The organism is Pseudomarimonas arenosa, from assembly GCF_014841215.1.
Taxonomy (GTDB): Bacteria; Pseudomonadota; Gammaproteobacteria; order Xanthomonadales; family Xanthomonadaceae; genus Pseudomarimonas; species Pseudomarimonas arenosa.
Genome location: NZ_JACYTR010000003.1, coordinates 1 through 25,325, shown reverse-complemented (window position 1 = coordinate 25,325; position 25,325 = coordinate 1). Strand labels below are relative to the sequence as shown.

The window sequence follows — 25,325 nt, the reverse complement described above, 5'->3', positions numbered from 1 at the left end:
GCGTAGTGTATCATCCGGGCCCGGCTTCACTTCCGACTCGACTATGCGCGCACTTGCCATCGCTGCCCTGCTCGCCACCGCCCTCAGTGGCTGCGGCATCATCTACAAGGTCAATGTCTACCAGGGCAATCTGCTGGAAGCGCGTGACGTGGAACAGCTGAAACCCGGCCTCAACAAGCGCCAGGTCATGGCCCTGTTGGGCAGCCCGTCGGTCCAGGATCCGTTTCACAAGGATCGCTGGGACTACGTGGCCACCGTCAGCCGCCGTGGCAGCGACCCGGAAATCAAGAATCTGACCCTGACCTTCGATGGTGATCAGCTGGCCGACATCGGCGGCGATTATTTCCCGGAGCAGGATCTGGAGCTGATCCGCGAGCTGTATCGCCAGTACGGCCCGAACCTGCCGCGCGACGAGAAGAACAAGCGCCGCGCGCAGCGCTAGCGGGTTGAAATTGAACGCGGCAAGTGTTTGATTTCCAAGCGCGCCGTCCTCAGGCCGGCTGGTTCAGGCCGCTGAAATGAGTCTCATCAGCCTGCCGAGCGCTTAGCGCTCACGCAGCGCCCGCTGCCGACGTACTTCCTTCGGGTCGCATAGCAGAGGCCGGTACAACTCAACTCGATCGCCAGCGGTGAGTTCGCAGTCCGGTGCCACCGACCTGCCAAACAGCCCGACCCCGGCCTGTTCGACCGACCATTGCGGCCTCAGCTGAGCAATCGGGCACGCCGCAATCGCATCTGCCACGGTTGACCCCGCTGGCAAGCTCAAGCGCCAACGCCATTGCCGCGCAGCTTCGGCATACACAACATCGACTTCAATCGACTTACTCACGACGGGTGCAATTCGCTTCTTGCCGCGCGCACGAAATCGTCGACCAGGTGATCCGCCAAGCTGCGAAAGCCAGCCGCAAGCGCGCCGCCCATGAGTTTACCCGCCACCTCGAAGTCGAGCAGTAGACTGACTCTGCAGGCCTGCTCGGTGAGTGCTGCAAACGACCACGCGCCGGACAGCTGCTTGAACGGGCCTTCTACCAATTGCAGTTCGATCCGCTCGCCGGGCAGCACCGTGTTGCGGGTCGTGAAACTCATCCGCAGGCCGGCCATTCGAACGTCGAGCCGGGCCACGCGCTCTGTCTCAGTCTGACTCAGCAACTCGCTGCCCTCGCACCAGTTGAATCGGCGCGGATAAGCCTCCACATCATCCACCAGATGGAACATGCACTCGGCGGGTACGCGCACCAGGGCGCTGCGCTCGATATGGCTCATCGCCCATGACTCCAAGGGTCACGGCGATGATCAACTCGCCATGCCGGCCCACAATCGGCCACAATGCCGGGTTCCACAGCAACCAGCAGGCCGACCGCCGCCATCGGGGCCCGAGCCAAACCGGCCAAGAATTCGGCCAATACAGGCGACAAGGAATCGTCTCCATGAGCAAGAAAGCCGACAAGTCTAACCAATCCGACCGCACCATCGCGCTGAACCGACGCGCACGGCACGAATACAGCCTGGGCGATCGTTTCGAGGCCGGCATGGCCCTGCAGGGCTGGGAACTCAAGGCCATTCGCGCCGGCCGAGCCAATATCGGTGAAAGCTATGCACTGGTTCGCGACGGCGAAATCTTCCTGTTCGGCGCCCAGATCACGCCACTGATCAGCGCCTCGACCCATGTCGTGGCCGACGATCGACGCACGCGCAAGCTATTGCTGCATCGCCACGAGATTGATCGTCTGCTCGGCCGGGTCGAGCGCGAGGGCTATACCCTGGTTCCCACCGCGATGTACTGGAAGGGCAACAAGGTCAAGCTGGAACTGGCCCTGGCCAAGGGCAAGCGCGAGCACGACAAGCGCGCCACCGAGAAAGAGCGCGACTGGCAACGTGAAAAGCAGCGCGTCATGCGCCACAAGAATCCTGACGCCTGAGCCCCTCTCCATGCCCAAACTCCTGCTCAACCTGCGCGCGGTACCCGAAGACGAATGCATCGACGTGCTGCGCCTGCTGGAAGCGGCCAACATCGAGCACTACATGACGCCAGCCAGCCGCTGGGGCATATCGCACGGCGGCATCTGGCTGGTCGAAGAGACTGACTGGGAGCGCGCCAAGCAGCTGTTCGATCAGTACCAGAACGATCGCCGCGAGCATGCACGGCGGACATTCGCCGACGACCCCAGCGCCAATCTCTGGTCGCGGCTGCGGGCCGAACCGCTGCGTATGCTGGTCTTGCTGACCCTGTTGCTGATGGCCATCGGCCTGGCCCTGTTGCCCTTCGTCTGGCTGGTTACCCGCGGCTGATGCGGCAATCGCGCATGGCCTTTTTTCCCGCGCCCTGAACTGAAATCGGCAAGCGCTTACAATGGGGTGTTTGCCGCTTGGCGGCCCCATTCCCTCCCAGGAGTTTCACCATGTCCAACTCGATCGTCATCGTCGGTGCCAAGCGCACGGCCATTGGTTCTTTCATGGGTCAATTCACCGGTGTGCCGACACCCAAGCTGGGCGCTACGGCCATCTCGGCGGCGCTGGAACAGGCAGGTGTGGCCGCTGATCAGGTGTCCGAAGTGATCATGGGCTGCGTACTTCCGGCCGGCCTGGGTCAGGCCCCGGCGCGCCAGGCCGCGCTCGGCGCTGGCCTGCCGGTGGGCGCACCCTGCACCACGATCAACAAGGTCTGCGGTTCCGGTATGCGCGCCATCATGCTGGGTGCTGATCAGATCAAGGCCGGCTCGGCCTCGATCGTAGTGGCCGGCGGCATGGAGAGCATGACCAATGCGCCGCATCTGTTGAACGGTTCGCGCAGCGGCATTCGCTATGGCAGCGCGGAATTCCTCGACCACATGGCCTGGGACGGTCTGACCGACCCGTACCAGAAGCAGGCGATGGGCGTGTTCGGCGAGATGTGCGTGGAGAAGTTCAGCATGACCCGCGAAGAGCAGGATGCGTTCGCCTCTGAAAGTGTGCGCCGGGCCCAGGCGGCTGTCGCCGACGGCACCTTCAAGGACGAGATCGCCGCAGTCACGGTCGCCGGTCGCAAGGGCGATGTGCTGGTCGATAGCGACGAGCAGCCAGGCAAATGCGCGCTGGACAAGATTCCCACCCTGCGCACCGCGTTCAAGAAGGACGGCACCATCACCGCCGCGACCTCATCCAGTATTTCCGACGGCGCTGCCGCCACCGTGCTGATGAGCGAGCAGGAAGCGGAAAAGCGCGGCCTTAAGCCGCTGGCGCGTGTTCTTGGCTACACCGTGCATGCCCAGGAACCGGAGTGGTTCACTACCGCCCCGGTCAGCGCCATCGAGAAACTGCTCAAGCAGCAGAACTGGTCGGTTGCTGATGTCGATGTGTTCGAAGTGAACGAGGCGTTTGCTTGCGTGGCGATGGCCCCAGTCAAGGCGCTCGGCATTCCGCACGACAAACTCAATGTGTTTGGCGGCGCCTGCGCACTCGGCCATCCGATTGGCGCCACCGGTGCGCGCATCGTCGTGACTCTGATCAATGCACTGCGCAAGAAAGGTGGCAAGCGCGGAATCGCTGCCTTGTGTATTGGCGGCGGCGAAGCCACGGCCATCGCGATCGAACTTTGCGCTTGAGCCCCATAACACCATTCTTCACCCAAGCGCAGCTGGCTGTTCGAGCTGCGCAATCTGACCTGGTATCCCGCTTGGACCAGGTCCATCATCACCATCTGAGGAGTTGCTCTATGAGCCGAGTTATTTTGATTGCACTGCTGACTGCCACCCTAGGTCTGACTGCCTGCCAGAAAGAAGAATCGGCTGCTGACAAGGCCAAGGCCTCGGCCAAAGAAGCCATGGAATCAGCGAAGGAAGCAGCCAAGCACACCGCTGACGCGGTGAAGGAAGGCGCTGAGGCAGCCAAGGAAGAAGCCAAGGAAATGAGCGAAGAGGTCGGCGAGGCAGTCAGCGATGCCAGCGACAAGGCCATGGATCAGGCGGCCGATGCGCTGGACAAGGCCGGTGAGGCGATCGACGAGGCCGGCGATGCCATGAAGGATGCCACCGAGAAGGCCAAGGACAAGGCCAAGGAAGTGGCTGAGGACGTCAAGGAAGCCACCCAGGACAACTGATCGCTACCCCGCGATGCGGCAGGCCATCCCGGCCTGCCCCTCGCCAGCCGCAAGGAAAGCGCAATGGCCGCACTCAACACCCAGCTCGACCCTCGCTCCAGCGAGTTTCAGCACAACGCCAGCCATATGCGCGGCCTGGTCGACGAGCTCAGGCAGCGCCTGGCGCGGATCGCTCAGGGCGGCGGTGAGAAAGCGCGCGATAAGCACACGCAACGCGGCAAGCTGCTGCCGCGCGATCGCATCACCGCCCTGCTCGACCCCGGCTCGCCCTTCCTCGAGATTGCTCCGCTGGCTGCCGAGGGAATGTACGAGGGTGCTGCGCCGGCCGCTGGCGTGATCGCCGGCATCGGCCGCATCCACGGTATGGAAGTGTTGGTTGTGGCGAACGATGCCACCGTCAAAGGCGGTACGTACTTCCCGATGACGGTCAAGAAGCATCTGCGCGCGCAGCAGATCGCCGATGAAAACCATCTGCCCTGCGTGTATCTGGTCGACTCCGGCGGCGCCTTCCTGCCACTGCAGGATGAAGTCTTTCCCGACCGCGAGCACTTCGGGCGAATCTTCTACAACCAGGCCCGCATGTCGGCCAAGAACATTCCGCAGATCGCGGTGGTGATGGGCTCCTGCACGGCAGGCGGCGCCTATGTGCCGGCGATGTGCGATGAGTCGATCATCGTCAAGGAACAGGGCACCATCTTTCTCGGCGGGCCGCCCTTGGTAAAGGCTGCCACGGGTGAGGTGGTCGATGCGGAAGCGCTTGGCGGTGCCGATGTCCATACCAGTGTGTCCGGCGTAGCCGACTACATGGCCGAGGATGACCGCCACGCCCTGTCGATTGCCCGCGACGTCGTGCGCCAGCTCAATCGCAAGAAGCCAATGCCGCTGGCCACGCAAGCACCTCGCGAACCGCTCTATGCAGCCGAAGAACTGTACGGCGTGGTGCCCACCGATACTCGCCGCCCGTTCGATATCCGGGAAGTGATTGCACGTGTGGTGGATGGCTCGGAACTGCAGGAGTTCAAGCCGCGCTACGCCAAGACCCTGGTCACCGGCTTTGCTCATCTGCATGGCTACCCGGTCGGCATCATCGCCAACAACGGCATCCTGTTTGCCGAGTCGGCGCTGAAGGGCGCGCACTTCATCGAGCTGTGCAATCAGCGCGGCATTCCGCTGGTGTTCCTGCAGAACATCACCGGCTTCATGGTCGGCCGCAAATACGAGAACGCCGGCATCGCCAAGGACGGCGCCAAGATGGTGACCGCGGTCGCCTGCTCTTCGGTGCCGAAATTCACCGTGGTGATTGGCGGCAGCTTTGGTGCCGGCAACTACGCCATGTGTGGCCGCGCCTATGGCGCGCGCTTCCTGTGGATGTGGCCGAACGCGCGGATCAGCGTGATGGGCGGTGAGCAGGCCGCCGGCGTACTGGCCACGGTCAAGCGCGACGGCCTGGAGGCGGCGGGCAAGTCCTGGAGCGCCGAAGACGAAGAGGCCTTCAAGGCGCCGATTCGCGAACAGTACGAGCATCAGGGCCACCCCTACTACGCCAGCGCCCGCCTCTGGGACGACGGCATCATCGACCCCGCGGACACCCGTCGGGTCTTGGCCCTGGGCTTGTCTGCCAGTTTGAATGCCCCGATCGAACCCACGCGCTTCGGCGTGTTCCGCATGTAAGTCCGGGAGACTCTATGTCCGCCACATCCTTGGTCATCGACCGCCACGTCGCCACGCTTACCCTGAGTCGCGCTGCCGTTCACAACGCCTTCGATGATGCGTTGATCGCTGAGCTGATCGAAACGCTGCATCGGCTGGACCAAGACGACGCCTTGCGAGCCCTGGTATTGACCGGCGCCGGCAAGTCGTTCTCCGCCGGTGCCGATCTTGGTTGGATGCAACGCATGGCGGAGGCCAGCGAGGAAGAGAATCGTCGCGACTCGCTGCAGCTGGCCAAACTGATGCGCACCCTGAACAACCTCAGGATGACGACCATCGCGCGAGTCAATGGCGCCGCATTCGGTGGCGGTGTTGGGCTGATCGCCTGCTGTGACATCGCCATCGGCGTTTCTTCCGCCCGCTTCGGCCTCACCGAGACCAAGCTCGGCCTGGTACCCGCGGTGATCTCGCCCTACGTGGTCGAGGCGATCGGCGCACGCCAGGCGCGTCGCTATTTTCAGACCGCCGAAATCTTTGATGCCCGCGAGGCGCAGCGCATTGGCCTGCTGCACGAGTGCGTGGAAGACGAGCGCCTCGACGTGGCGGTCGAGGCGGTGCTGCAGCGCCTGCAGGATGCCGGCCCCATCGCCACTCGCACAGCCAAACGGCTGGTGATGCACCTGCAACAACCGGATACCGCGGTCGCCATTAACATCGACAACCACAATGCCAGCCTGATCGCCGCGCTACGTGTCAGCCCAGAGGGTCAGGAAGGGCTGCAAGCGTTCTTCGACAAGCGGAAACCGGGCTGGGCCGCGCAATGAAACCCGTCATCAATATTGATCAGGTGAACTGCCAGACCATCATGGCCCTCAAGCCCAACGCGCCGGCCAAGTATCAAGGCGCCCGGCTGGGACCGATCAGCCCGCTGATTGGTGCGCAGAAGCTCGGTTACAACCTCACCGAACTACCACCGGGTAAGGCAGCCTTCCCAGCGCACAATCATTACGGCAATGAAGAGATGTTCTACATCATTGCTGGCCAAGGTGAATTGCGGGTCGGCGAGCAGCGCATTCCGCTGCGTGCCGGCGACGTCATCGCCTGCCCGCCTGGCGGCCCGGAAACCGCACACCAGATCTACAACACATCTAGTTCCGCTGATCTGCGCTATCTCGCCGTTTCGACCGCGATCTCACCCGACTATGTTCAGTACCCGGATTCCGGCAAGAGCGGTGCCGCCGTGGTGCTGGGACGAGACGAAAAGGGCATTCCCAAGGCCGTGCGCCTGATGAACCGGGAAACCGACAACCTAGACTATTGGGACGGAGAATAAGCCGCCGATGCCGACGATCCACTCCGTTCTGATCGCCAACCGTGGCGAGATTGCCTGCCGAATCATCCGCACCTGCCGACGCCTAGGCATTCGCGCCATTGCCGTCTATTCGGACGTCGACGCCAAGGCGCGCCACGTGCGCCTGGCGGACCAGGCCATCCATATCGGCGGCTCGCGCCCGGCCGAAAGCTATCTGCGAATTGAGACGATCCTGGCCGCCGCTCGTCAAAGCGGCGCGCAGGCGATCCATCCGGGCTATGGATTTCTGTCAGAAAACGCTGACTTTGTGGAAGCTGTCGAAGCCGCCGGCCTGATCTTCATCGGCCCCTCGGCCGCCTCCATGCGTCAGCTGGGATCGAAAGCCGGCGCCAAGGAACTGATGCAGACCCATGGCGTGCCGGTAGTGCCAGGCTACACCGGCGAGGACCAAGCCCCTGCCCTGCTGCGTCAGCAAGCCGAATTGATCGGTTTTCCACTGATGATCAAGGCCGCTCACGGCGGCGGCGGCAAGGGCATGCGCGTGGTGCGCAGCCTGAGCGAGTTCGATGAATCGTTGAGTTCATGCCAGCGAGAGGCAGCCGGCGCGTTTGGCCGCGACCGCGTGCTGCTGGAGCGCTACATCGAGCAACCTCGACACATCGAGTTTCAGATCTTCGGCGATGCCCACGGCAAGATCATCCACCTCAACGAACGTGAGTGTTCAGCCCAGCGGCGTTATCAGAAGGTGCTGGAAGAATCACCCTCGGTGGCCCTGGATGAGGCGCTGCGCGAAGCGATGGGCGCCGCCGCGGTCGCCGCAGGCAAGGCGGTGGGCTACCGCAACGCCGGCACCGTCGAATTCATCCTCGGTGCCGATCGCCAGTTCTACTTCATGGAGATCAACCAGCGCCTGCAGGTCGAACATCCGGTGACTGAGTGCGTCACCGGCTTTGATCTGGTTGAGTGGCAGCTGCGGGTGGCCGCGGGCGAGGCCCTTCCGGTGGCGCAATCCGAGGTCAAGAGTCGCGGCCACGCAATCGAGCTGCGTCTGTATGCCGAAGATGCCGATCGCGGTTTCCTGCCCGGCTCCGGTGTGCTGCATCGGCTCAGCCTGCCAGCCGATGGCGATGGCGTTCGCGTCGATGCCGGCGTCGAACAAGGCGACCTGGTCAGCCTGTTCTACGACCCGATGATCGCCAAACTGATCGTTCACGCGGCTGACCGCCCACAGGCCCTGCGTCTCGCGGCCGATGCACTGGCCCTCTGCGATGTCGAAGGGCCGGCCAGCAATATCGGCTTCCTGGAACGTCTTATCGCCCATCCCTCGGTGACCGAAGGCCGCATCGACACCGGTTATCTCGATCGCCACCTGGATCAATTCACCGAGCAACCCGAACGACCGCCGGCTGCCGTGCTGGCCGCTGCCTGTGCCCTGCATCTGGCCACTGAACGCGAGGATTCACTCTCACTCAGCCGCCAGGGCGAAGATCGCCATTCGCCCTGGGCACTGGCCGATGGCTGGCGCATCGGTCAGCCCGGGCAGCAGCCGATCAGTCTGCAGTGGCGCGGCCATACCCTCGATTTCGTGATCGAAGGGCATGCCGATGCCTTTCTACTGCACCTCGACCAGACGCTGAAGGTTGAAGTGGTGCGACGTGAGCATGGCTCGATCAGCCTGCGCCTGGGCGAATCGAGCGACGCCGAAGTCCTGCGTCTGGCGGCACGCCAACCAGGCCATGACTTTCTGATTCACCATCAGGCCCAACGCTACAAGTTCCACCCAGCGCGGCCGTTCGAATTTGAAGGCAGCCAGGACAGCGGTGCCAATACCGTGCGAGCGCCGATGCCCGGCCGCATCGTCGCCATCCAGTGCCAGACCAATGACCAGGTTTCCGCGCAACAGGTACTGCTGGTGATGGAGGCGATGAAGATGGAACTCAGCCTACGCGCTCCACGCGATGGCACCGTTGCGGAAATCCGTGGGGCAGTCGGCGACATCGTCGAAGCCGATGCGGTACTGATCGCCTTCGAGGAGGGCTAGGATGGTTCACCCGCTTGCCCGCGCCGCCATCGCCCTGCTCCTGCTACTCGGTCTATCGGCCTGTCAGCGCAGCGTATTTGGCCTGCCTCCCACTGCCGCGGCGGAGCAATGCGATGCGCGCCTGATCGGCGCGTGGCATTCATTGGCCGAGCCCGATTCCAACGACTTCCTGCGCCTCGCAGTCGACCCGCACTGCCGGCTTCGTGGCGAAGCTCGACAGGGCGATCGACGGCAGGTACTCGAACCGACCCAACTGGGTGCCGCGCGCTGGCAGGATCATGACTATCTCTGGCTTGACGCCGCCTGGGTCAATCGCAATTTCGGCATCGAGACCGGCCCGCTCGACGACGGGCGCGGCGTATACGTCTACCGTTACCGCATCGAAAGCGAACGGGTGATTCTCGACCCGCCGGCAACGCGCGCCCTGGCCGCCGCCGTGATCAGCGGCGAAGTGAAAGGCGATGTGCTGAAGCAGGCAGACGATTGGACCGTGCGCGTGCGCGGCAACCGCGCCAACAACCGCAAGGCCCTGGACCTGGCCATGGCCGCCAGTCAGGACCCGCTGATCCTGCACCGGCCCACCGAGGAGTCGTCCAGCCATGACTGATCAGGTTCGCGTCGTCGACGTCGGCCCGCGCGACGGCCTGCAGAATGAGAAGCAGCACGTGGCCACCGCCACCAAGATCGCGCTGATCGAGCGACTGGCTAAGGCCGGTTTGACCACGGTCGAGGCGACCAGCTTTGTCAGCCCGAAATGGGTGCCGCAGATGGCCGACGCCAGCGAGGTATTCAGCGCTATCCAGCGGCAGGCAGGCGTGCGCTACCCTGTCCTGGTGCCGAACGAACAAGGCTACCGCCGCGCGCGGGAAGTAGGTGTTGAGGAGATTGCGGTGTTTGGCGCCGCCTCTGAGGCCTTCAGCCAGAAGAACATCAACGCCAGCATCGCCGAAAGCCTGCAGCGTTTCGAACCGGTGATCGCTGCCGCCAAGAACGACGCGGTGGCCGTGCGCGGCTACGTCTCCACCGTATTGGGCTGCCCCTACCAGGGCGCGGTGCCCGTGGCCGACGTGGTACGCGTGGCCGGCACCCTGCACCGAATGGGCTGCTACGAGATCTCGCTCGGCGACACCATCGGCGTTGGCACACCGCGCCAGGCACGCGCGATGCTCGAAGCGGTCGCCGCCGAGGTGCCGATGAGCGCGCTGGCGGTGCACTTCCACGATACCCGTGGCCAGGCTCTGGCCAATGTCTACGCCTGCCTGGAAGCCGGCGTTCGCGTGGTCGATGCCTCCATCGCCGGACTCGGCGGCTGCCCCTATGCCAAAGGCGCCTCCGGCAACCTTGCCACTGAGGATCTGGTCTACATGCTCGACGGACTCGGCATGAACACCGAGATCAACCTCGAAGCCCTGATCGAAATCGCGCGCTGGATCAACGGTGAATTGCAGCGACCGGCAAGTTCGCGACTGGCCCTGGCGGGTTTGGAACGCGTCCAAGGATTGAGCCAGGCCTGATACCTTGTCACTCAGTCGGGCTCTATCGCGCTGATCTCTTCCGCCAATTTGCATCGGCGCACCACTCCGCGCAACATCCGCCCATGTCGACCCTGCTACCCATTCATCTCCTCGCTTGTCGCTTGCAGCCTGCTCGCAACGTCACCGAGGGAGATGTGGTGGCAGCGCAATCACGCGCGCAACTGTACCTGGCGCACGATCAAGCGCAGCAGCTTGATCATTGGCGCAAGGAAGCGTTTGCGTTGCTTGAGTGCGGGCTGACTCCACTGATCGTGGTTGCCGCAGGGGGCTCTACCACGTTGGTGTTCCTCACCTTGATCGTCGACCTGTTCATGGCGTGGCTGACCGATCTCATCAAGCTGGCCTGGGCCCGTCATCACGCCCAACAAGCCATGGACACCCTGTTCGATCTCGGCGAGGTCGCCAGGCTGGCAAAACGGCTCAGCAATCGCAGCGCTTCCGAACGCGTATTGCGACACCGATTCGCTCGCTTTGTCCCCGATGCGCCATGGCAATTGTTGCTGAGTACATTTGCGCTCGGATTTCACACTGTATTGTTGCCGTTATTTGTCGTGCTGGCATTGACAGATCTGTCATTCTGGCGCGATGGCACTGCATGGCTCGCTGCGCTGCCGATAGTGATTCGCGGGGCAAGCCTGCTGATCGATTTCCGCAGCATCAAGGGAGAGCAAACATCGGAGAGCGGCTTGACTTGGGCCCCGCAGACCCACGGACTCTTGCTGGTGAGTTACAGCTGCCTTATTTCACTGCTCCCTCTTAACTGGCTAATGGAGCGTTGGCTAGGCAAGGGCGTGGTACCCGTCGGGGCACTGTTGTTGGCCGCATTTGCGACCTACAGCGCCGTTGTGGCTGCGGTCGGCTACCGACGCATCACGCAACGCGAGGCGCACCTGCGCTGGCTAGCGCAAACACCATTGCCGGAGATCTGGCCAGCTGCGCGCTAGCAGCCGTCTGCTCAGCAGACCAGCCCAAACACGTCGGTGACGCGCCACCCGAATCACGGCATAAAGCCACTGCGATCAACCGCCTAGCCCGGATTTTTCAGATCCGGGTCAAGCCTGCATCGCCCATGCCCGGCCCAGGCGTTAGAATGCCGGGTTTACTCGCTTGCTCTCGGGAGACTCCCATGCAGTTGTCTGACGTCCGCGCCGTAATCACTGGCGGTGCTTCTGGTCTTGGCTTGGCCGTCGCCAAGCATCTGCTATCGCAAGGCGCCACCGTCACCTTGTTCGATGTGAACGAGGAGAAAGGACAGGCCGCTGCTGCCGAACTCGGCGAGCGCGCCCGCTTTGCCAAGGTCGATGTCAGCAATGAAGCGGCTGTCGCCGAGCAGATCGCTGCGGCCAAATCCGCCATGGGCGGCCTTAACGCCGCGATCAACTGCGCCGGTATTCTGGGCGCCGGCCGCGTGCTCGGCAAGGAAGGCCCGATGGCGCTGTCGCAGTTTGAAACCACGGTGCGGGTCAACTTGATTGGCAGCTTCAACATCACCAAGGCGGCGGCCAACGAAATGCAGGCCAACGAGGCCGGCGAAGACGGCGAGCGCGGCGTGGTGATCAATACCGCCTCGATTGCCGCCTTCGAAGGGCAAATCGGCCAGGCAGCCTACTCCGCCTCCAAGGGCGGTGTGGTTGGCATGACCCTGCCGATCGCCCGCGAATTCGCCCGCATCGGCGTGCGCGTGATGACCGTCGCCCCCGGCGTATTCCATACCCCGATGGTCGACGGCATGCCGCAAGCAGTCTATGACTCGCTCTGCGCCCAGGTCCCCTACCCCTCGCGCCTCGGCAAACCCGAAGAATTCGCCGCCACCGTCGCCTTCATCCTGCAGAATCGCTACCTCAACGGCGGCGTCATTCGCGTCGACGGCGCCATTCGGTTGCAGCCTAAGTAGCCGGGATTTGGGATTCGAGATTCGGGATTCGGAACAGTGCGCCGGTGCTTGAGCATGACGCCCTCAGAACACCCGATTCGAACCCCAAAGCTGGCACTTGCCTTACCCAACGAATCCCGAATCACCAATCCTGAATCCCGGACTCCAAATGAAAGCCGCCGACGCCAAGAAGGGCAATGTCATTGAGCACAATGGTGCACTGTTTCAAATCCGCGATATAGAGCGCAGCAGCCCGACGGCGCGCGGCGGAAATGTAACTTTTCGCTTCACCCTGTACGGCATCCCTGCTGGCAACAAGCTCGATTTGAGCCTGCGTGCCGATGACGACATGAGCGAGGTGGAACTGGTGCGGCGGGCGGCAAGCTTTTCCTACATGGATGGCGAAGCCTTCGTCTTCATGGATGATGAGGACTACACCCAGTTCATGCTCGATGCCAGCCTGGTGGGCGATGCAGCGGGCTACATCACTGAAGGCCTGACCGGTTGCTACGTTCAGTTGGTGGACGATGCGCCGGTGGCACTGCAGTTGCCGCCCAGTATCACCTTGGACGTGATCGAGACGGCACCGGAAATGAAAGGCGCCACCGCCACCAAGCGCTCCAAGCCAGCCAAGCTCAGTACCGGAATCGAAATTCAGGTGCCCGAGTACATCGTCAATGGCGACAAGATCAGCATCAACACGCTGACCGGCGAATACGCCGGCCGCGCCTGAATAACTCCGGGACGGAGTTTTTCAGCTGCCTGCCAAGCCAAGTCGACCCAACTGTTGGTTTGCATACGGTGCGCCTTGAGCGCACCGTAGAATCGAATACATAGGGTGCGCCTTGGGCGCACCGTCGTGAATCAAATCATGCGTTAAGCGGTGGCTCCAAGGCGAACCCTATGTTGGCGACAGCCAACGCAGCGCCATACGACGCAGTGACTCGTCGGCCTGCGGATCATTGGCAATCTGGCGCACCTCTACCCAGGCCAGATCATGTGATTCTTCGCTGACCACAAACTGCTGTTCACCCAGCGCCCGCACCACGAAGCGCACGTCGTAGTGCCAATGCGCCGGCATCTCTCCGCGCGCCGGGATCAGGTGCCGATCGAGGTCGAAGATCTCAATTGATTCCAATGCCAAGTCAGCCAACCCGGATTCTTCTTCGGCTTCACGCAATGCCACCTGCGCCAGATCCGCCTCGCCATCGGCATGCCCGCCGAGCTGCAGCCAGCGATTGAGCTTGCGGTGGTGGGTGAGCAAGCAGCGCTGACCATCGGCACTGACCAACCAGACCGAGCCGGTGAAGTGCCCCTGCTGCGTATGGCGGTCGAACGGTCGTGATTGCGCGCAGAGAAAGTCCTGAAACATCTGCGCGTCAGCGCGCTGCTGCGGATATCGGGTGGCAAAGCGAGCCAGTTCGCGGGAAAGATCAAACAGGTTGGACATCCCGCCATGAAATCATGAAGACCGCGCCGCCGTCATCCCCGGGAATCTGGCATAGGGCGAACCAATCTCGCAGTTCACAATCGGTCCAATGGCGGTTTTACTTGCTTCAATTTGCCGCAAGCGATCGCCCGCGGGCTTCATTCCGGCTAGACTCGGCGCTTCGTTTTGCCGGGGTTCACCATGTCCGAAGTCGTCAACGAGCGTCAGCCGACTCTACTGCAGTCGCTGACCCCTTTGGTCTTGCTGATGGGGCTGCTCGCACTCTCGGTCTATTTGTTTGCTGACAATTCATCCTATGGGCCGAATCAGATCGTCCTGCTGCTTTGCGCCTGCGTGGCCGGCGTCATTGCGCTTCGCAATGGCCTGAAATGGAAGGATATCGAACAAGCCATCGTGCACGGCATCTCGATTTCCACCAATGCGCTGCTGATCCTGCTGGCGGTCGGATCCCTGATCGGTACCTGGATCTTGTGCGGCACGGTGCCGACCATGATCGACCTCGGCCTGAAGTTGATGAACCCGACCTGGTTCTACCCTGCCGCGGCCCTGGTCTGTGCCATCGTCGGCCTCACCATCGGCAGCTCCTGGACGGTGGCAGGCACGCTGGGCGTGGCCCTGATGGGGGTCGCCCAAGGGCTGGGACTATCGCCCGCCATCACCGCAGGCGCGGTCATCTCCGGCGCCTACTTTGGCGACAAGATGTCGCCGCTGTCCGACACCACCAATCTAGCGCCGGCCGCGGCCGGAAGCGAATTGTTCCACCACGTGCGGCATATGGCCTGGACCACCGGCCCGAGCATCGTCCTGGCCTTGATCATCTTCTCGGTGATCGGGGTCAGCTCATCGCCGGCGGAGAGCGCCGGCGGCGCCGATCTCGACGCCCTGCCCAAGGCCATGGCACAGCAGTTCAACCTCGGCCTGCACCTATTGCTGCCGTTGGTGGTGGTGTTTGCCTTGGCAATCATGCGAGTGCCCGCTTTCCCGACCATTCTTATCGGCGCCATGCTCGGCGCCGTATTCGCCGTGTTGTTCCAGCCCGATGTCACCGTCGCCCGAGCCGGCAACGAAGCCCTGAGTCGCGGCCAGGCCTTGCTGGCTGGTGCCTGGCTGGCACTCAGTGACGGCTACAGCTCACAGACCGGCAATGAGGCGGTGGACAAGCTACTTTCGCGTGGCGGCATGTCGAGCATGCTGAACACGGTTTGGCTGATCATCTGCGCGATGGCCTTCGGCGCAGTGATGGATCGCAGTGGCATGCTGGAACGACTGGTTAGAGGCGTGCTGGCCGCAGCCAAGAGCACCGGCAGTCTGATCGCGGCCACGCTGGCCACGGCCTTTGGCTGCAACGTAGTGGCTTCGGACCAATACATGGCGATCGTGCTTACCGGCCGCGTGTATCGCCCCGAATACGAACGTCGCGGCCTGCATCCGGTCAATCTGTCGCGCGCCCTGGAAGACGCCGGCACCCTGACCTCGCCCCTGGTGCCCTGGAACACCTGCGGTGCCTACATGGCGGCGACGCTGGGCATCGCCACCCTGGAGTACGCACCCTACGCCCTATTCAATCTGCTCAACCCACTGGTGGCTGCGGTGATGGCCTATGTCGGGTTCAAGATTCTGCGATTAGAACCGAAGGGAGTACTGGTCAAGCAGCCTGAGCCCGCGCGCTGACCCCTGCGCTCGCGCTCAGACAATGCGTTTGGGCGCCGTAATCTCTCCATTGCCTAAACTCCATGTTCAAGAATCTACTGCTTGTCAAACCAGTTTCGCCCACCCCGGAAGTCGATGCTGGCGAGCACGACCACGGCCCATTGAAAGGCCACGGTCAGCTCAACCGCACGCTTGGTGCGAAAGAACTGCTGCTGCTTGGAATCGGAGCCATTATCGGCGCCGGCATTTTCGTCATGACTGGCCAGGCTGCGGCAAATCATGCCGGCCCCGCCATCATGCTGAGTTTTGTGCTGGCCGGCACGGCCTGCGCCTTTGCCGGCCTTTGCTATGCCGAGTTTGCAGCAATGCTGCCAGTTTCTGGCTCAGCCTACAGTTACACCTATGCCACGCTCGGCGAGCTGGTGGCCTGGTTCGTCGGCTGGAGTTTAGTGCTGGAATACTTGTTCGCGGCCTCAGCGGTCGCCGTCGGCTGGTCTGCTTATACCAACAGTCTGTTGCAAACGCTTGGGCTGGGGTTGCCGGCCATGCTGACCTCGGCGCCGTTCACCTTTCACAGCGGGCAATTCCAGCTAACTGGCGGATTGTTCAATCTGCCGGCGGTGCTGATCGTGGCTGGCGTCACCTACCTTTGTTACGTCGGTATCCGGCAATCGGCTACGGCGAACGCAGTGGTAGTCGCCATCAAGGTAACGGTGATTCTGTTGTTCATCGGCTTTGGTGCGAACTACATCAATCCAGACAACTGGGTACCGTTCATTCCGGCTAATGAGGGCGGCGACAAGTTCGGCTGGGAAGGCGTAGTGCGCGGCGCCTCGATCATCTTTTTCGCCTACATCGGCTTTGATGCTGTGAGCACGGCGGCACAGGAGGCCAAGAATCCGCAGCGCGATATGCCGATCGGCATTCTGGGCTCGTTGGCGGTATGCACCCTGATCTACATCATCGTGTCCGGCGTACTTACCGGCATGCTGTCCTACACGGAGCTTGGCACCGCCAAACCGGTGGCCACGGCACTCGAGGCCTATCCCAAGCTTACCTGGCTCAAAACACTGGTGGAGCTCGGAGCGATTGCCGGGCTTAGCTCGGTGATTCTGGTGATGATGATGGGGCAACCGCGCATCTTCTTCGCCATGTCACGCGATGGCTTGCTGCCGCCGATGTTCGGCACCGTGCATCCCAAGCATCAAACCCCACACAAAGCCACGATTGTTGTCGGACTGGTGGCAGGTCTGCTGGCCGCGATGTTTCCGCTCGGCGTGCTGGGTGATCTGGTTTCTATGGGCACCCTGCTTGCGTTCGCCACGGTTTGTGCCGGTGTATTCATTCTGCGTCGCACCCGACCGGAACTTCGCCGACCGTTCCGGGTACCGTTCGCTCCGCTGGTGTGCAGCGGCGGCGTATTGGCCTGCCTTTACCTGCTGAGCTCGATGGGCTGGGCCAACTGGGCCTTGCTGGCCGGCTGGACAGCGGTCGGCATGCTGATCTATTTCGGGTACGGTTACCGCCACAGCCGCTTGCGGGCCGCCCGCACGTCTTCGTCATAAGGGAATCAAGCAACAATGCAAACAACCTCACAACATGGAATGTGGTCCTCGCGCCTTGCTTTCATCCTGGCCGCCAGTGGCTCGGCAGTGGGTTTGGGGAACATCTGGCGCTTTCCCTATCTGACCTCAGATAACGGTGGTGGCGCATTCGTGTTGCTGTATCTGGGCTGCATTGCCTTGTGTGGTCTGCCGGTATTGATTGCCGAGATCATGATGGGCCGCGAAGGCCGCAAGAGCCCGGTCAACGCCATCATCACGCTGGCGAAGGAGAGCAATCGAAGCCGCGCCTGGGCCGGTATCGGCTGGATAGGCATGGTGGCCGGGGTGCTGATCCTGAGCTTCTACAGCGTGGTGGCCGGCTGGACCCTGCACTACGCCTTTCTGTATGCCGCGCAGTTGTTCGGTGGTGCCGGCATCGAAGATCCGGCCGCCACCTTCAACGAATTGCTGGGCAACGTGACCGAGCTGACTTTCTGGCATGCCGTGTTCATGGTATTGACGGTTGGCGTGGTCGCCCTCGGCGTGGAGAAGGGGCTGGAACGCGCAGTTAAGTTTTTGATGCCCGCGCTGTTCATCATGCTGCTGATCCTGGCCGGCTACGGTGCCACCACCGGTCACCTCGGCGAGGCTGCAGCCTTTCTGTTCCAACCCGACTTTTCGAAGATCAATGCAAACGTCGTGCTCAGTGCCATGGGCCAGGCGTTCTTCAGCCTGAGCCTCGGCATGTGCGCCATGATGACCTATGGCGCTTATCTGCCGCAGAACGTGTCGATTCCTCGCGTGGCGGTGAGCGTGGCCCTGGCCGACACCGGCGTGGCCCTTCTGGCTGGCCTGGCCATCTTTCCAATCGTGATTCAGTACCTGGGGGCACCGACCGGCGGCGGACCAGGCCTGATCTTCACCTCCCTGCCCTCGGCTTTCAATCAGATGGGCGCCATCTTCGGCCTGATTTTCTTTGCCCTGCTGTCGGTTGCTGCCTGGACCAGCTCGATCTCGCTGCTCGAACCGGCTACCGCCTTCATCGTTGAGAGCACCAAGATGTCGCGCAAGGCGGCGGCCACCTCGATGGCGATCTTCACCTGGTTTGTCGGCCTGGCCTCCGTGCTGTCGCTGAACCATTGGTCGCACGTTCGCATCCTTGGCTTTGCCATCATGGACTTCATCGAACTGCTGGCCAACGACTTCCTACTGCCGCTTGGCGGCTTGCTGATTGCCATCTTCACGGGCTGGATGCTGAACGATCGTGTTGTGCGAAGCCAAGTCGAAGGCGAGCCTGCACTGGTCATCACTGTGTGGAAATGGCTGTTGCGGGTAGTCGCCCCCCTTCTGATCGCGATTGTCATGGGCCACGGCATCATGACCAAGCTGGGCTGGGCGTAATCGACTGAACCACGCCCTCGGGTTTCCCCGCGCCCGATCGCGGGTTCGTTGCACTTCCTCCGAAGGGGCGGTCTGACATCGCCCCTTCGCGTGTCACGTGCAGAACAGCTGAGCGTCTGCGCCACCGATATCGACGCCCCTTGGGCAGGCCAAAGGCCAGACAAGAAAAAAGGCCAGGGCAGTCGCCCTGGCCTTTCTTTTTCCGCAATGCTGCTTCGCTTAGCGCTTCTTAGCTGCCTTCTTGGCTGCCTTCTTCGCTGGCTTGGCGGCCTTCTTGGCCGCTTTCTTCGCAGGCTTGGCTGCTTTTGCCGCCTTCTTGGCCGGTGCCGCCTTCTTGGCCGGTGCCGCTTTCTTGGCAGCTGCCTTCTTGGCTGCCTTCGGCGCCTTGGCCTTGGCGCCACCTAGCTCTTGCAGCAGCGCATCGCGATCGGTGGAGCGCTTGTCGCGGGCCAGACAGGCCAGCTGAAACGCCTTGCGCTTGCCGAACAGACTGCAGGAGAAGCGTACCGTCTTGTCCTGACCACCTTCACGCCAGCTGGCGACATACGATTCGCGCGGCTCGCCAGCAGCATTGGTACCCTCGCGGGCCAAACGCACGCCCACCACTCCGCTGGTATTGCGCACGCTCATGGTGCCTTCTGAGGTGCTCGGAGCAGGCAGCGATTCCGACAGCTCGCCGTAGCGCTTCTGAGCCGCCAGTTGCGACTTGCGCTTGCCGCCGTAGGCTGCATCGGAGAAAAACTCCTGTACGAAGGTGTCGCCACGTCGGATTCGCATCAGCCAGCCAACGGCACCGTTGGCTGGACGATCAACGCGTGATGCACCGGTAGGTTTCTTTCTGGCCATTTCCCTCTCCTCGTTTGGGGACTGACCGCGGACCGGTTCGAGCCTCACCCAGGCCGGCTACCGCTGTCGAAGTTCGATGCTAAACCTATTCAGCGCAAGATGCAGCAAAACACTGCATTTTTCTTGAACATCGAGCTTAAAAAAGCGATCGACGGGCGGAAAGTGGAATGATATGTGCAGGTCACGTGAAATTTTCAGGCCTTGTACGCCCAGATCAGGCCCAAACTCGATGTTGCTGGACCGGCCCGGTTGCAGCTGCACACCATGTTGCAGCTGCACGCAGCCTGAGCTCACCGAAGCCTGCCTCGACAAAGCCCAGCTTCTCCCGGAACTGCCCCCACCAAGTTAGTGGTGGTGACCGCCGGCGCCGTGCACATGGCCGTGTTCCAGCTCTTCCGGCTGCGCCTGCCGCACATCCATCACTTCAATCGCGAAGTGCAGGGTCTGGCCGGCCAGCGGGTGATTGGCGTCAACCGTCACGACCTGCTCGTTCACCTCGGTGACTTCCACCGAAGCCACGCCGTGCGGCCCACTGGCCTGAAAGTGCATGCCAACTTCGATCGTGTCGACCCCCTGAAAGGCCTCGCGCGGCACCTGCTGAACCAGCTGTTCGTCGCGCAGGCCATAGCCCTGCTCAGGCGGCACGGCGACTTCGAACTTGTCCCCGGCCGCACGGCCTTCCATGGCCTTTTCCAGACCAGCAACGATATTGCCGGCGCCGTGCAGATAAACCAGCGGATCGCGGCCCGAGGAGGAATCGACCACGTCGCCCTGGTCGTTGGTCAAGGTGTAGTGAAAGCTGGCGACGGTTTTGGAGGCAATTTGCATGTAGAAATCCTGGTTCGAGTAAGCGTCCAAGGCATACGGGCGCCCCGGAACCCGCCGACCCTACCCCAGCTCGACCCAAGGCACAACGCGCCACGCTCAGCTGAAGCCCACCTCAACCCAGCGTCCGTAGTGGCCCGAAGCCCGCGACCCGGCCGCCCGCCTCTGCTAAACTTTCACGTCTTTTTTCTTGACCCCGGTCACACTCGGGGCACATGGAGTTTCCGATGTCGCAACAGCTTCTCACTTCGCTTGGTTTGTCCGAGCTCAACTCTGGCACCTACCTTGGCCAAGGTGAATGGTCGAACACCCAGGATGCCGGGCAGATCCACGCCAACAATCCGAGCCGCAATGAGACCATTGCCAGCGTCTGGGCCAGCAGTGAAGCCGACTACGAAACCCTGATCACCCGCGCTCAGGCCGCCGCCAAGATCTGGCGCACCACCCCGGCCCCGCAGCGCGGTGAAGCCATTCGCCTGTGCGGCGAAGCGCTGCGCAAGCACAAAGACGCCCTGGGCACCCTGGTCAGCCTGGAAATGGGCAAGATCAAGGCCGAGGGTGATGGCGAAGTGCAGGAAATGATCGACATCGCCGACTTCGCCGTCGGCCAGTCGCGCATGCTGTACGGCCTGACCATGCATTCCGAGCGCCCCGGCCACCGCATGTACGAACAGTGGCACCCGCTGGGTCTGGTCGGCATCATCAGCGCGTTCAACTTCCCGGTCGCGGTATGGGCCTGGAACAGCTTCATTGCTGCGGTCTGCGGCAATATCTCGATCTGGAAGCCCTCACCGAAGACCCCGCTCACCGCGATCGCTTCGATGAAGGTCTGCAACGAAGCCCTGGCCAAGGCCGGTTTCCCGGACCTGTTCTTCCTGTTCAATGACGCTGGCGATCGCCTGGCGCAGAAGTTCGTCGATGACCATCGTGTGGCCCTGGTCAGCTTCACCGGCTCGACCCGCGTCGGTCGCATGGTCGGCGAGCGCGTCGCCAAGCGCATGGGCCGTTCGCTGCTGGAGCTCGGTGGCAACAACGCCATCATCGTCGACGAAACCGCCGATCTGAAACTGGCTATCCCTGCCATCGTGTTCGGCGCCGTCGGCACGGCCGGTCAGCGTTGCACCACCACCCGTCGTTTGTTCGTGCATCGCTCACGCCACGATGAAGTGGTCGACAAGCTGGTGGCCGCCTACAAGCAGGTCGAAACCAAGATCGGCGACCCCACCGATCCGGCCACCCTGATGGGTCCGCTGACCGATGCCGCGTCGGTGGAGCGCTTCCTCACCGCCATCGACTCGGCCAAGAGCGCCGGCGGCAAGCTGTTGACCGGCGGCAGCGTGCTGGAACGTCCGGGCAACTTCGTCACCCCGGCCATCATCACCGGCGTCAGCAACAGCTGTGATGCGGTGCAGACCGAAACCTTTGCGCCCATTCTGTACGTGATTCCGTTCGACAGCCTTGATGAGGCAATCGAGATGCAGAACGCCGTGCCGCAGGGCCTTTCCTCGGCCATCTTCACCTTGAACCTCAAACACGCCGAGCAGTTCCTCTGCGCCGCCGGCTCCGACTGCGGCATCGCCAACGTCAACATCGGCACTTCGGGCGCCGAGATCGGTGGAGCCTTTGGTGGTGAGAAGGAAACCGGTGGCGGACGCGAATCCGGCTCAGATGCCTGGAAGGCCTATATGCGCCGTCAGACCAATACCATCAACTACTCCGACGCGCTGCCGCTGGCCCAGGGCATCAAGTTCGAGTTCTAAGCGGAGCCACTCGCGCCGTGTACTCCCTGCTGCGACCGCTGCTGTTCGCATTGAATCCCGAGAAGGCCCACCAAGTGGGCCTTTCTGGCTTGGAAACCGCCTATCGTCTGGGCCTGCGACCGCTGTTGGCGCATCAGCCCAAACCGCTGAAGACCAAGGCCTTCGGTATCGAGTTTCCCAATCCGGTCGGTCTGGCCGCAGGCTTGGACAAGAATGCCGAACATATCGATGCGCTGGGCGCCCTGGGTTTCGGATTCCTCGAAGTAGGCACCGTCACTCCGCGCCCACAGCCGGGCAACCCATTGCCGCGCATGTTTCGCCTCGCCCACAGCGAGGCAATCATCAATCGAATGGGCTTCAACAACCATGGCGTCGATGCCCTGGTGCGCAACGTCGAGAAGGCCAGCTACAAGGGCGTGCTGGGCATCAACATTGGCAAGAACAAGGACACCAGCTCGCAGAACGCCGCCACTGACTACCTGTTCTGCCTGCAGCGTGTCTACACCCTGGCCGACTACATCACGGTCAACATCTCTTCGCCGAACACACAGGGTCTTCGAGACCTGCAGCAGGAAGATGCGCTGCGTCGCCTGGTGATGCGCCTGCGTGACGCGCAGGAATCGCTGGCCGCCCGCCATGCTCAGCGCAAGCCGCTGCTGATCAAGCTGGCACCCGATCTGGTCGATGAAGAGATCGACAGCATCGCCAAGGTACTCACCGAGGCGCAGATCGATGGCGTGATCGCCACCAACACCACGATCGACCGCAGTCAGGTCGAAGGCCAGCGACATGCCACTGAAGAGGGCGGCCTGTCCGGCCGCCCCCTGTATGGCCACTCAACCTATGTGTTAAGAAGGCTGCGTGCGCATCTGCCGAAGGAGATCCCGATCATCGGCGTCGGCGGCGTCATGTCGGGGGCCGAAGCAGCAGGCAAGATCGCCGCTGGCGCCAGCCTGGTGCAGCTCTACACCGGCCTGATCTATCGCGGGCCAGGCCTGGTCGCCGAAGCGGTCAATGCCATTAGACGGCGACGCGAGGCGCCCAGCTCCACCGGATGAGCGGCTATCTGCTGCGCGAGAATGCCCCCCTCGAAGCACTGAACACGCTGCGGGTCGCCAGCCGAGCTGCACTGCTGGCCGACGTACGCAGCGATGCTGGCCTGGCGGAACTGCTGGCTCAGCCATACCTGCAGCAACAGCCGGTGATGATGATCGGCGAAGGCAGCAATCTGCTGTTCATCGGCGACTACGACGGCGTCATTCTGCGCCTGGGCAGCGCCGGCATCGACATCATCGAGCAGGAAGGCAGCCGCTTTCGGGTTTCGGTGGCCGGCGGCGAGCGCTGGGATGACCTGGTCCGCTGGAGTGTCGGCCGCGGCCTCTACGGCCTGGAAAACCTGGCATTGATCCCAGGCTCGGTCGGTGCTGCGCCGATCCAGAATATCGGCGCCTACGGTGCCGAACTCGCCCAGACCCTGGCCTGGGTCGATGCCTTTGATCGTCACCACAACACACAGATTCGCCTGAATGCCGAGCAATGCAAGTTCAGCTACCGCGACAGCCTGTTCAAGCAGCAACCGGGACGCTGGATAGTCACCCGTGTGGCGTTCGACCTGCACGACCAGGGCGAACTCAAGCTCGACTATGCCGGCGTACGCGAGGAACTGGCGCAGCTTGGTGTCGATGCGCCACGACCTCTGCATGCCGCTGAAGTGATCAGTCGAATCCGGGTGCGCAAACTACCCAACCCGATGCTCTTGCCCAACGCCGGCAGCTTTTTCAAGAACCCCGAAGTGCCGGTCGCTCAGGCCGAGGCCATCGCTGCCGAACATCACGATGTTCCGCGCTTTGCGGCCAGCGACGGCCACACCAAGTTATCGGCTGCCTGGCTGATCGAACGCAGTGGCATGCGCGGGGTTCGCGAAGGCGATGCCGGCATCGCCGAGCAGCATGCCCTGGTGCTGGTCAATCATGGCCGAGCCAGCGGCGAGCAACTGCTGAACCTGGCCCGCCGTGTTGCCGAGACTGTCGACCAACGCTTCGGTGTGCGGCTCGAGCCCGAAGTACGCCTGATCGGCGCAACCTGGTGAGCGTGCCTGGCGGGCAGCGCGCAGAGGAATCCGGCGCTACCGCACTTGCCAGCGCCTACATGATCGGCAGCGCCGCCCTGTTCGCCCTGATGGTGGTGGCGATCCGATTTGCTTCGCATCACATGCACGCCTTCGAGGTGGCGTTCTTGCGCAACCTGTTCGGGCTGTTGTTCGCCCTGCCCCTGCTCTTGCGCGGCGGCCTTGCGCTACTCAAGACCGACAAGCTGCCGCTGTACTTTGTCCGCTGCTCGATCGGCATCGTCTCGATGCTGTGCGGGTTCTGGGCCATCGCCCACCTGCCCCTGGCCCAAGCAGTGGCCATCTCCTACTCAACACCCATCTTCATCACCATCGGCGCCGTGTTGGTGCTGCACGAAGTAGTACGCCTGCGACGCTGGACCGCCGTGTTCATCGGCTTTGTCGGCGTGTTGATCATCGTGCGACCAGGCAGCCCGGATTTCACCTCTGGCAGTTTGGTCGCGCTGTGCGCAGCCCTGGCCAGCGCCGCAGTGGCAATCAGCATCAAGATTCTCTCACGCACCGAGCCGGCCAACGCCATCGTCATCTACACGACCCTGATCTGGGTACCGCTATCCTTCGTCCCGGCCCTGTTTGTGTGGGTCTGGCCCACCCCCATGGGCTGGTTCTGGGGCGGCATGGCCGGCCTGCTCGGCACCGCCGCGCACCTGCTCTGGACCCGCGCCCTGCGCGCCGCCGAAGCCTCGGCCCTCACCCCGCTCAGTTTCGTCCAACTCCCCATCGTCGCCGCCCTGGCCTGGTGGCTGTTTGACGAAACACTCGACACCCTCACCCTCACCGGCGCCGCGGTGATCTTCCTCTCCACCGCCTACATCGCACACCGCGAAGCGCGAATCGCCCGCCGCAGGTCAACACCCGTTGTTCCGCCGACATAGTCCGGCACGAGACATTCACTGCCACATGCCAAATCACTGATGCGGCAGCTAACGAGGTCGAGCAAGCGTAGATACCGTCTCGCCGACTAAGCGACAAGCCCGCCTTACCGCATTCTGGGATTGAGTCCGACGAAGGCAACGGCTTGCGCCACGCGCGAAAACCGCTGACCGTCTTGAAGCAGGGTGAGCAGCCAAACGGAGGTCGATCCGCCGTGCGGCTCTGCACGGGAAAAATCGGCTAACCCGGATATTTCATGAGGTCGCGCCGAAAGATCCGGCGATTCCAAGCGGGGCGAGAGTTTCGACCGATGGTGTTGAGATAACAGAGTGTTCGCGATCTTTCGGCGCTGGCACGGCCCT

General features: G+C 62.6%; 26 protein-coding genes. 21 read left to right on the top strand and 5 right to left on the bottom strand.

Going from position 1 to position 25,325, the window contains the following annotated elements; translation table 11 throughout:
• Nucleotides 1-43 precede the first annotated feature (43 nt).
• Complete coding sequence (locus IFO71_RS02050) at nt 44-442, top strand: outer membrane protein assembly factor BamE (RefSeq protein ID WP_192027864.1); 399 nt, start codon at nt 44-46, stop codon at nt 440-442.
• A 102-nt stretch (nt 443-544) separates the two neighbouring features.
• On the opposite strand, the gene IFO71_RS02045 is transcribed toward IFO71_RS02050, so the two are convergent.
• Both IFO71_RS02045 and IFO71_RS02040 read right to left on the bottom strand, forming a co-directional pair.
• Entirely contained in the window at nt 545-829 is a 285-nt protein-coding gene (locus IFO71_RS02045; protein ID WP_192027863.1) for an RnfH family protein, read from the bottom strand.
• Nucleotides 826-1,263 (bottom strand): type II toxin-antitoxin system RatA family toxin, encoded by a 438-nt coding sequence (locus tag IFO71_RS02040; protein ID WP_192027862.1) that lies wholly within the window; start codon nt 1,261-1,263, stop codon nt 826-828. Before IFO71_RS02040 ends, IFO71_RS02045 begins: the two co-directional genes overlap by 4 nt.
• Before the next feature lie 164 nt (nt 1,264-1,427).
• Between IFO71_RS02040 and smpB the strand changes: the two genes are divergently transcribed.
• The 13 genes from smpB to efpL all read left to right on the top strand — a co-directional run bounded on the left by smpB (nt 1,428) and on the right by efpL (nt 13,219).
• Nucleotides 1,428-1,919, top strand: coding sequence for an SsrA-binding protein SmpB (smpB, locus tag IFO71_RS02035; RefSeq protein ID WP_192027861.1), 492 nt, complete (start codon nt 1,428-1,430; stop codon nt 1,917-1,919).
• 10 nt (nt 1,920-1,929) lie between these two features.
• A complete protein-coding gene (locus tag IFO71_RS02030; protein ID WP_192027860.1) occupies nt 1,930-2,289 on the top strand; it encodes a DUF6164 family protein in 360 nt (119 codons plus the stop codon).
• A 110-nt stretch (nt 2,290-2,399) separates the two neighbouring features.
• Complete coding sequence (locus IFO71_RS02025; protein WP_192027859.1) at nt 2,400-3,581, top strand: thiolase family protein; 1,182 nt, start codon at nt 2,400-2,402, stop codon at nt 3,579-3,581.
• A 110-nt stretch (nt 3,582-3,691) separates the two neighbouring features.
• On the top strand, nt 3,692-4,075 hold the full coding sequence (locus tag IFO71_RS02020) for a hypothetical protein (protein WP_192027858.1): 384 nt from the start codon (nt 3,692-3,694) through the stop codon (nt 4,073-4,075).
• Nucleotides 4,076-4,138: 63 nt separating this feature from the next.
• Nucleotides 4,139-5,746, top strand: coding sequence for a carboxyl transferase domain-containing protein (locus IFO71_RS02015; protein WP_192027857.1), 1,608 nt, complete (start codon nt 4,139-4,141; stop codon nt 5,744-5,746).
• Nucleotides 5,747-5,760: 14 nt separating this feature from the next.
• Nucleotides 5,761-6,549, top strand: a complete 789-nt coding sequence (locus tag IFO71_RS02010) for an enoyl-CoA hydratase-related protein (RefSeq protein WP_192027856.1) — start codon at nt 5,761-5,763, stop codon at nt 6,547-6,549.
• Nucleotides 6,546-7,058: a cupin domain-containing protein gene (locus tag IFO71_RS02005; RefSeq protein ID WP_192027855.1), complete on the top strand. Its 513-nt coding sequence runs from the start codon at nt 6,546-6,548 to the stop codon at nt 7,056-7,058. The genes IFO71_RS02010 and IFO71_RS02005 overlap by 4 nt, the downstream gene beginning before the upstream one ends.
• Before the next feature lie 7 nt (nt 7,059-7,065).
• Nucleotides 7,066-9,078 carry an acetyl/propionyl/methylcrotonyl-CoA carboxylase subunit alpha gene (locus IFO71_RS02000; protein WP_192027854.1) on the top strand — a complete coding sequence of 671 codons (2,013 nt, stop codon included), beginning with the start codon at nt 7,066-7,068 and terminating at the stop codon, nt 9,076-9,078.
• Between the two features lies 1 nt (nt 9,079).
• Nucleotides 9,080-9,685 (top strand): hypothetical protein, encoded by a 606-nt coding sequence (locus IFO71_RS01995; RefSeq protein ID WP_192027853.1) that lies wholly within the window; start codon nt 9,080-9,082, stop codon nt 9,683-9,685.
• Complete coding sequence (locus IFO71_RS01990; RefSeq protein WP_192027852.1) at nt 9,678-10,592, top strand: hydroxymethylglutaryl-CoA lyase; 915 nt, start codon at nt 9,678-9,680, stop codon at nt 10,590-10,592. The genes IFO71_RS01995 and IFO71_RS01990 overlap by 8 nt, the downstream gene beginning before the upstream one ends.
• Before the next feature lie 83 nt (nt 10,593-10,675).
• Complete coding sequence (locus IFO71_RS01985; RefSeq protein ID WP_192027851.1) at nt 10,676-11,557, top strand: hypothetical protein; 882 nt, start codon at nt 10,676-10,678, stop codon at nt 11,555-11,557.
• Nucleotides 11,558-11,739: 182 nt separating this feature from the next.
• Nucleotides 11,740-12,507: an SDR family NAD(P)-dependent oxidoreductase gene (locus IFO71_RS01980; RefSeq protein WP_192027850.1), complete on the top strand. Its 768-nt coding sequence runs from the start codon at nt 11,740-11,742 to the stop codon at nt 12,505-12,507.
• A gap of 148 nt (nt 12,508-12,655) precedes the next feature.
• Nucleotides 12,656-13,219 carry an elongation factor P-like protein EfpL gene (efpL, locus tag IFO71_RS01975; RefSeq protein ID WP_192027849.1) on the top strand — a complete coding sequence of 188 codons (564 nt, stop codon included), beginning with the start codon at nt 12,656-12,658 and terminating at the stop codon, nt 13,217-13,219.
• Between the two features lie 168 nt (nt 13,220-13,387).
• Here efpL and IFO71_RS01970 read toward each other — a convergent pair whose 3' ends face one another.
• Nucleotides 13,388-13,936, bottom strand: coding sequence for an NUDIX hydrolase (locus IFO71_RS01970; protein WP_192027848.1), 549 nt, complete (start codon nt 13,934-13,936; stop codon nt 13,388-13,390).
• A gap of 180 nt (nt 13,937-14,116) precedes the next feature.
• Here IFO71_RS01970 and nhaC point away from each other — a divergent pair, with 180 nt between their 5' ends.
• The 3 genes from nhaC (at nt 14,117) to IFO71_RS01955 (ending at nt 18,531) form a co-directional block, all read left to right on the top strand.
• Nucleotides 14,117-15,607 carry a Na+/H+ antiporter NhaC gene (nhaC, locus tag IFO71_RS01965; protein WP_192027847.1) on the top strand — a complete coding sequence of 497 codons (1,491 nt, stop codon included), beginning with the start codon at nt 14,117-14,119 and terminating at the stop codon, nt 15,605-15,607.
• 62 nt (nt 15,608-15,669) lie between these two features.
• Nucleotides 15,670-17,151 carry an amino acid permease gene (locus IFO71_RS01960; RefSeq protein WP_192027846.1) on the top strand — a complete coding sequence of 494 codons (1,482 nt, stop codon included), beginning with the start codon at nt 15,670-15,672 and terminating at the stop codon, nt 17,149-17,151.
• 15 nt (nt 17,152-17,166) lie between these two features.
• Nucleotides 17,167-18,531, top strand: a complete 1,365-nt coding sequence (locus IFO71_RS01955) for a sodium-dependent transporter (RefSeq protein ID WP_192027845.1) — start codon at nt 17,167-17,169, stop codon at nt 18,529-18,531.
• A gap of 219 nt (nt 18,532-18,750) precedes the next feature.
• Here the strand turns inward: IFO71_RS01955 and IFO71_RS01950 are convergent, their stop codons facing one another.
• Both IFO71_RS01950 and IFO71_RS01945 read right to left on the bottom strand, forming a co-directional pair.
• Entirely contained in the window at nt 18,751-19,377 is a 627-nt protein-coding gene (locus IFO71_RS01950) for an AP2/ERF family transcription factor (RefSeq protein ID WP_192027844.1), read from the bottom strand.
• Nucleotides 19,378-19,722: 345 nt separating this feature from the next.
• Complete coding sequence (locus IFO71_RS01945) at nt 19,723-20,205, bottom strand: FKBP-type peptidyl-prolyl cis-trans isomerase (protein ID WP_192027843.1); 483 nt, start codon at nt 20,203-20,205, stop codon at nt 19,723-19,725.
• A gap of 224 nt (nt 20,206-20,429) precedes the next feature.
• On the opposite strand from IFO71_RS01945, the gene amaB reads away from it, so the two are divergent.
• The 4 genes from amaB to IFO71_RS01925 are packed head-to-tail and all read left to right on the top strand — an operon-like array spanning nt 20,430 to nt 24,965.
• A complete protein-coding gene (amaB, locus tag IFO71_RS01940) occupies nt 20,430-21,962 on the top strand; it encodes an L-piperidine-6-carboxylate dehydrogenase (RefSeq protein WP_192027842.1) in 1,533 nt (510 codons plus the stop codon).
• Between the two features lie 17 nt (nt 21,963-21,979).
• A complete protein-coding gene (locus IFO71_RS01935; protein ID WP_192027841.1) occupies nt 21,980-23,020 on the top strand; it encodes a quinone-dependent dihydroorotate dehydrogenase in 1,041 nt (346 codons plus the stop codon).
• Nucleotides 23,017-24,051, top strand: coding sequence for a UDP-N-acetylmuramate dehydrogenase (gene murB / locus IFO71_RS01930; protein ID WP_192027840.1), 1,035 nt, complete (start codon nt 23,017-23,019; stop codon nt 24,049-24,051). Before IFO71_RS01935 ends, murB begins: the two co-directional genes overlap by 4 nt.
• 59 nt (nt 24,052-24,110) lie before the next feature.
• Entirely contained in the window at nt 24,111-24,965 is an 855-nt protein-coding gene (locus IFO71_RS01925) for a DMT family transporter (protein WP_192027994.1), read from the top strand.
• The last annotated feature ends 360 nt before the right edge of the window (nt 24,966-25,325 follow it).

Coding starts and splice junctions, on each gene's coding strand:
- IFO71_RS02050 (WP_192027864.1), top strand. CDS start 44: ATGCGCGCACTTGCCATCGCTGCCCTGCTCGCCACCGCCCTCAGTGGC.
- IFO71_RS02040 (WP_192027862.1), bottom strand. CDS start 1,263: ATGAGCCATATCGAGCGCAGCGCCCTGGTGCGCGTACCCGCCGAGTGC.
- smpB (WP_192027861.1), top strand. CDS start 1,428: ATGAGCAAGAAAGCCGACAAGTCTAACCAATCCGACCGCACCATCGCG.
- IFO71_RS02030 (WP_192027860.1), top strand. CDS start 1,930: ATGCCCAAACTCCTGCTCAACCTGCGCGCGGTACCCGAAGACGAATGC.
- IFO71_RS02025 (WP_192027859.1), top strand. CDS start 2,400: ATGTCCAACTCGATCGTCATCGTCGGTGCCAAGCGCACGGCCATTGGT.
- IFO71_RS02020 (WP_192027858.1), top strand. CDS start 3,692: ATGAGCCGAGTTATTTTGATTGCACTGCTGACTGCCACCCTAGGTCTG.
- IFO71_RS02015 (WP_192027857.1), top strand. CDS start 4,139: ATGGCCGCACTCAACACCCAGCTCGACCCTCGCTCCAGCGAGTTTCAG.
- IFO71_RS02010 (WP_192027856.1), top strand. CDS start 5,761: ATGTCCGCCACATCCTTGGTCATCGACCGCCACGTCGCCACGCTTACC.
- IFO71_RS02005 (WP_192027855.1), top strand. CDS start 6,546: ATGAAACCCGTCATCAATATTGATCAGGTGAACTGCCAGACCATCATG.
- IFO71_RS02000 (WP_192027854.1), top strand. CDS start 7,066: ATGCCGACGATCCACTCCGTTCTGATCGCCAACCGTGGCGAGATTGCC.
- IFO71_RS01995 (WP_192027853.1), top strand. CDS start 9,080: ATGGTTCACCCGCTTGCCCGCGCCGCCATCGCCCTGCTCCTGCTACTC.
- IFO71_RS01990 (WP_192027852.1), top strand. CDS start 9,678: ATGACTGATCAGGTTCGCGTCGTCGACGTCGGCCCGCGCGACGGCCTG.
- IFO71_RS01985 (WP_192027851.1), top strand. CDS start 10,676: ATGTCGACCCTGCTACCCATTCATCTCCTCGCTTGTCGCTTGCAGCCT.
- IFO71_RS01980 (WP_192027850.1), top strand. CDS start 11,740: ATGCAGTTGTCTGACGTCCGCGCCGTAATCACTGGCGGTGCTTCTGGT.
- efpL (WP_192027849.1), top strand. CDS start 12,656: ATGAAAGCCGCCGACGCCAAGAAGGGCAATGTCATTGAGCACAATGGT.
- IFO71_RS01970 (WP_192027848.1), bottom strand. CDS start 13,936: ATGTCCAACCTGTTTGATCTTTCCCGCGAACTGGCTCGCTTTGCCACC.
- nhaC (WP_192027847.1), top strand. CDS start 14,117: ATGTCCGAAGTCGTCAACGAGCGTCAGCCGACTCTACTGCAGTCGCTG.
- IFO71_RS01960 (WP_192027846.1), top strand. CDS start 15,670: ATGTTCAAGAATCTACTGCTTGTCAAACCAGTTTCGCCCACCCCGGAA.
- IFO71_RS01955 (WP_192027845.1), top strand. CDS start 17,167: ATGCAAACAACCTCACAACATGGAATGTGGTCCTCGCGCCTTGCTTTC.
- IFO71_RS01950 (WP_192027844.1), bottom strand. CDS start 19,377: ATGGCCAGAAAGAAACCTACCGGTGCATCACGCGTTGATCGTCCAGCC.
- IFO71_RS01945 (WP_192027843.1), bottom strand. CDS start 20,205: ATGCAAATTGCCTCCAAAACCGTCGCCAGCTTTCACTACACCTTGACC.
- amaB (WP_192027842.1), top strand. CDS start 20,430: ATGTCGCAACAGCTTCTCACTTCGCTTGGTTTGTCCGAGCTCAACTCT.
- murB (WP_192027840.1), top strand. CDS start 23,017: ATGAGCGGCTATCTGCTGCGCGAGAATGCCCCCCTCGAAGCACTGAAC.
- IFO71_RS01925 (WP_192027994.1), top strand. CDS start 24,111: ATGATCGGCAGCGCCGCCCTGTTCGCCCTGATGGTGGTGGCGATCCGA.